The 3,794-nt window shown below is 69.7% G+C and carries 4 protein-coding genes; 2 read left to right on the top strand and 2 right to left on the bottom strand.

All coding sequences use genetic code 11. The annotated features are described in order from the left end of the window. Positions 1-342 precede the first annotated feature (342 nt). Positions 343-2,058: an FHA domain-containing protein gene (locus G4D87_RS34955; protein WP_163787011.1), complete on the top strand. Its 1,716-nt coding sequence runs from the start codon at positions 343-345 to the stop codon at positions 2,056-2,058. A 74-nt stretch (positions 2,059-2,132) separates the two neighbouring features. Then, the gene (locus G4D87_RS34950; RefSeq protein WP_141648350.1) at positions 2,133-2,726 is read left to right on the top strand and encodes a response regulator; all 594 of its coding nucleotides are present in this window, start codon (positions 2,133-2,135) and stop codon (positions 2,724-2,726) included. Positions 2,727-2,760: 34 nt separating this feature from the next. Here G4D87_RS34950 and G4D87_RS34945 read toward each other — a convergent pair whose 3' ends face one another. Together G4D87_RS34945 and G4D87_RS34940 are read right to left on the bottom strand one after the other, a co-directional pair. After that, entirely contained in the window at positions 2,761-3,543 is a 783-nt protein-coding gene (locus G4D87_RS34945) for an enoyl-CoA hydratase/isomerase family protein (RefSeq protein WP_163787009.1), read from the bottom strand. Between the two features lie 2 nt (positions 3,544-3,545). Then, positions 3,546-3,758: a biotin/lipoyl-binding carrier protein gene (locus G4D87_RS34940; protein ID WP_163787007.1), complete on the bottom strand. Its 213-nt coding sequence runs from the start codon at positions 3,756-3,758 to the stop codon at positions 3,546-3,548. Positions 3,759-3,794: the final 36 nt, after the last annotated feature.

The raw sequence follows: 3,794 nt of genomic DNA, 5'->3' as shown, positions 1-3,794 counted from the left end.
GGCCAGGTGGAGGAAGTCCCGGTGCAGGAAGTTGGCGGTGACGAGCCGCCAGACCTGGCCCGCGTCCACCACCAGGGGCCCCGCCTTGGCACCCCACCGCAGCAGGGTGTCCAGCCCCACGGGCCCCGTCGCGCGCGCCGCGCCGTGGATGGCCACCAGCACGGTGGCCAGGATCAAGGTGAGCCAGGGCGCCCCCCCCAGTCGCACTCCACCGGCCGATTGACCGATGGACAACAGCCTCGCCTGCCCCTCTTCCTCGGGAGAAAGGCCTGTCTTTTGAGGGGGATACATGGCTTGTACAGGGAAAGGCCGTTCTGCTATGACTGTACGCGGATCGGACCCGTGCTGAAGCTCATCATCGAAGACGACGAGGGGCGCAAGACCGTTGTTCCCTTCGTGCGTGACGAGATCACCATCGGCCGTCAGGAGGGAAACACCATCCGCCTGACGGAACGAAATGTGTCTCGCCGTCACGCACGATTGGTGCGACTCAATGGCCACGTCGTAGTGGAAGACCTGGGGAGCTATAACGGCACCCGGATCAACGGCGAGCGAATCGCGGGTCAGTCGCCCCTGAAAGAGGGTGACCTGGTCCAGATTGGCGACTACGACCTCGCGCTCCAAGCGGAGGGCGCGGCCAACGCCGTAGGCCCCATCACCACCAAGGTGCCGGCCCGCCGGCCGGAGCCCGAGCCGGAGGAGGACGACTCCGACGACGAGCCCGAGGAGAGCGACCACACGCCGCCCTCCCTCAGCGCCGCGGACGCGCGCCGTCACTCCACCTCCATCATCCGGTTGGATCAGGTGGAGGCGGAGCGGCCACGCAAGGTGGTGGACGTGCCCGCCGAGGACGCTCCCCGCCTGCTCGTGCTGTCCCCGGACGAGCTCAAGGGCCAGGAGTTCGCCTGCATCCGCACGGAGCTGCGGATCGGCCGCACCGACGACAACGACATCACGTTGGATCATCGGTCGCTGTCGCGCACCCACGCCAAGCTCGTCCGCGAGGACGCTGGCGAGTGGCGCGTCATCGACATGCAGTCCGCCAACGGGATGACGGTCAACGGTGAGAGCTACGCGCAGGCCACGCTCGGCACCGGAGACATCATCGAGCTGGGGCACGTGAGGCTGCGCTTCGTCAACGCCGGTGACGCGTCAGACGACGCGGCTTCGGGTGGCGGCGCGCGCTCGAAGCTGCCCCTGGTGGCGGGCCTCGCGGCCCTGCTGCTCGGCGGAGGCGGCGGCGCCTTCTGGTACCTGAACCAGCAGGGCGCCCAGCCGGCAGTGCCCCCCGTCGTTGCGCAGACGCCCACGCCGCTTCCGGACGAGGAGCCGCGGCCGACCATCGAGGACCCGCCCGCGGCCAACGACACCCCGCCCACGACGGCGGCGGCGCAGACGCCTGAGACGCCGCCCCCCCCGCGTGGCCCCTCCATGGAGGAGCAGCGCGCGGTCGCCGACAAGGCGATCGCGGCGCGTGACTTCGACGCGGCCGTGGAGGCGCTGGAGGCCATCAAGGATGCCAATGGCCAGCGCCCCCGTGACATGGAGACCCGGCTCGACGAGGCGCGCGCCGAGCAGCTGATGAAGCGGCGGCTCGACGACGTCCGCACGGCCCTGGACGACGGCAAGCTGCCGGAGGCCGAGGAGGCCCTGCGCGAGAGCGCCGCCACCAAGGCGTTCGCCAAGGAGTACGCGGCGCTGAAGAAGCAGGTCGCAGAGGCCAAGAAGAAGGCGGCGCCGCCCGCCGCGGTTCCCACCTCCGGCACGGACAAAGCGCCGTCCGCCGCGCAGTCCGCGGCGGCCAAGGCCCAGGCGGACGGCTTCGAGCACATCAAGGGCCTGCGCTACCGGCAGGCCATCGAGCAGCTGAACAAGTGCCTCGACCTGGAACCTGGCCGCGCCGAGTGCCACCTCTACCTCGGGTCCGCCTACGCGAATAACAACCAGCCCGAAAAGGGCGCGGTTCACTACAAGCGATTCCTGGAACTTGCGCCCAATCACGCGTACTACGAGCGCGTGAAGGGTTTGGTCGAGAGTTACGAGAATCCCAAGAAGTAGCGGTCTGCCGGAGTCACCCTTGCCCTCCGAGGGTATTCCGGTCCCATGGCACTGAACTGCAGCGAGGAGACGCTGTGCAGATTCGCATCCTGGTAGTTGATGATGAGCAGGACAACTGCGACTACCTCAAGCTGGTCCTGACCCGTGAAGGCTACGAGGTGGTGACCACGACGGACCCCACCCAGACGGTGGAAATCCTGCGGGGCTCCGACTTCCACCTCGTCATCCTCGACATGATGATGCCGCAGATGTCGGGCACCGAGGTGCTGGAGCTGATTCGCAAGTACGACACGGACGTGGCCGTCATCGTCGCCACCGCGTACCCCACGGTGGACACGGCGGTGGCCTCGCTCAAGGCGCAGGCCTCCGACTACGTCAAGAAGCCCATGGAGCCGGAGCAGTTCATCACCGCGGTCCGCAACGCCCTCCAGAAGAAGGGCCTGTCCCAGGACCCGGAGGCGGACCTGCACCGCGCCATTGGCCGCACCATCCGCGACGCACGCAAGACGCAGGAGCTCACGCTCAAGCAGCTGGCGCGGCGCACGGGCCTGTCGGTGTCGCTGCTGTCGCAGATTGAGCGCGCGGAGTCCTCCGCCTCCATCTCCTCGCTGTACAAGATTGCCTCGGCGCTGCAGCTGCGCATGGGCGAGCTCTTCGGCGACACCTGATGTCGCCGTGGCAGTCCCCCGCCGGCCGCCCTGACTAGCGGCCGGAGAAGCGGGGCGGGCGCTTTTCGAGGAAGGCCGCCCGCCCCTCCTTCGCGTCCTCGCTCCCGAAGGCCGCCGCGCGCAAGCCGCGCAGCCGAGCCCGGTCCGCCTCCTCCAGGGGGGCTCGAGCCAGACGCCCGAAGGACTCCTTCATCCCCGACACCGCCAGCGGCGCATGGCTGGCCAGGGTGGCGCACAGCGCCAGCGCGCGCGCCTCCGCGTCCGCCAGGCAGTCATCCAGCAGCCCCCAGTCCAGCGCCTCCCGCGCGCTCAGCTTCCGCGCCGCGAGGAAGAGCTGCTTGGCGCGCGCCACGCCCACCAGCCGCGCGGCCCGGGCCAGCCCCTCCGGGGAGTAGACGATGCCCAGCTTCGCGGGGGGCATGAGGAAGACGGCGTTGGGCGCGCCGATGCGGAAGTCGCACGAGGCCGCCAGGTCGAAGCCGGCGCCCACCGCCGGGCCCTCCACCAGCGCCACGCTGGGCGCGGGGTGGGACTCCAGCTTCAGCAGGCACTCCACCAGCAGGTCATCCGGCAGCCGCCCGTCCGCGCCTGGGGGGCCCAGGTGCGTCAAGTCATAGCCGGAGCAGAAGGCCCCACCCGCGCCGCGCACCAGCAAGGCGCGCACGCGCGGGGTGGGCTCCAGCGCCGCGTCCAGCCGCGCCAGGAGGCCATCATCCAGCGCGTTGCGGCGGGCCGGGTTGGACAGCGTCAACACCCGGACCCCGTCGTCGCGGTCCTCGACGTTCAGCGAAGCGCCTGTCGCGACGACGGGCTCCACTGCTAGCCGAGCACCACGAGGACGTCGCCCTCGTTGACCGACTGCGCCTCCTTCACCCGAACCTCCTTCACCGTCCCGCCCTCCTCTGCCTCCACGGGCATCTCCATCTTCATGGACTCGAGGATGACGAGCGTGTCGCCCGCGTTGACCTGCTGGCCGACCTGAACCTCAATCTTCCACACCGTGCCGGTGATGTGCGCCGCTACGTCCGCCATGAATCCGTGCCTCCTCAGGGGTGGGTGGGGCTGGAG

Origin of the sequence: Myxococcus vastator, assembly GCF_010894475.1 — a bacterium.
GTDB classification, from domain to species: domain Bacteria; phylum Myxococcota; class Myxococcia; order Myxococcales; family Myxococcaceae; genus Myxococcus; species Myxococcus vastator.
Note: the sequence above shows the minus strand (reverse complement) of the source record. Positions and strands in the feature narration are given on the sequence as shown.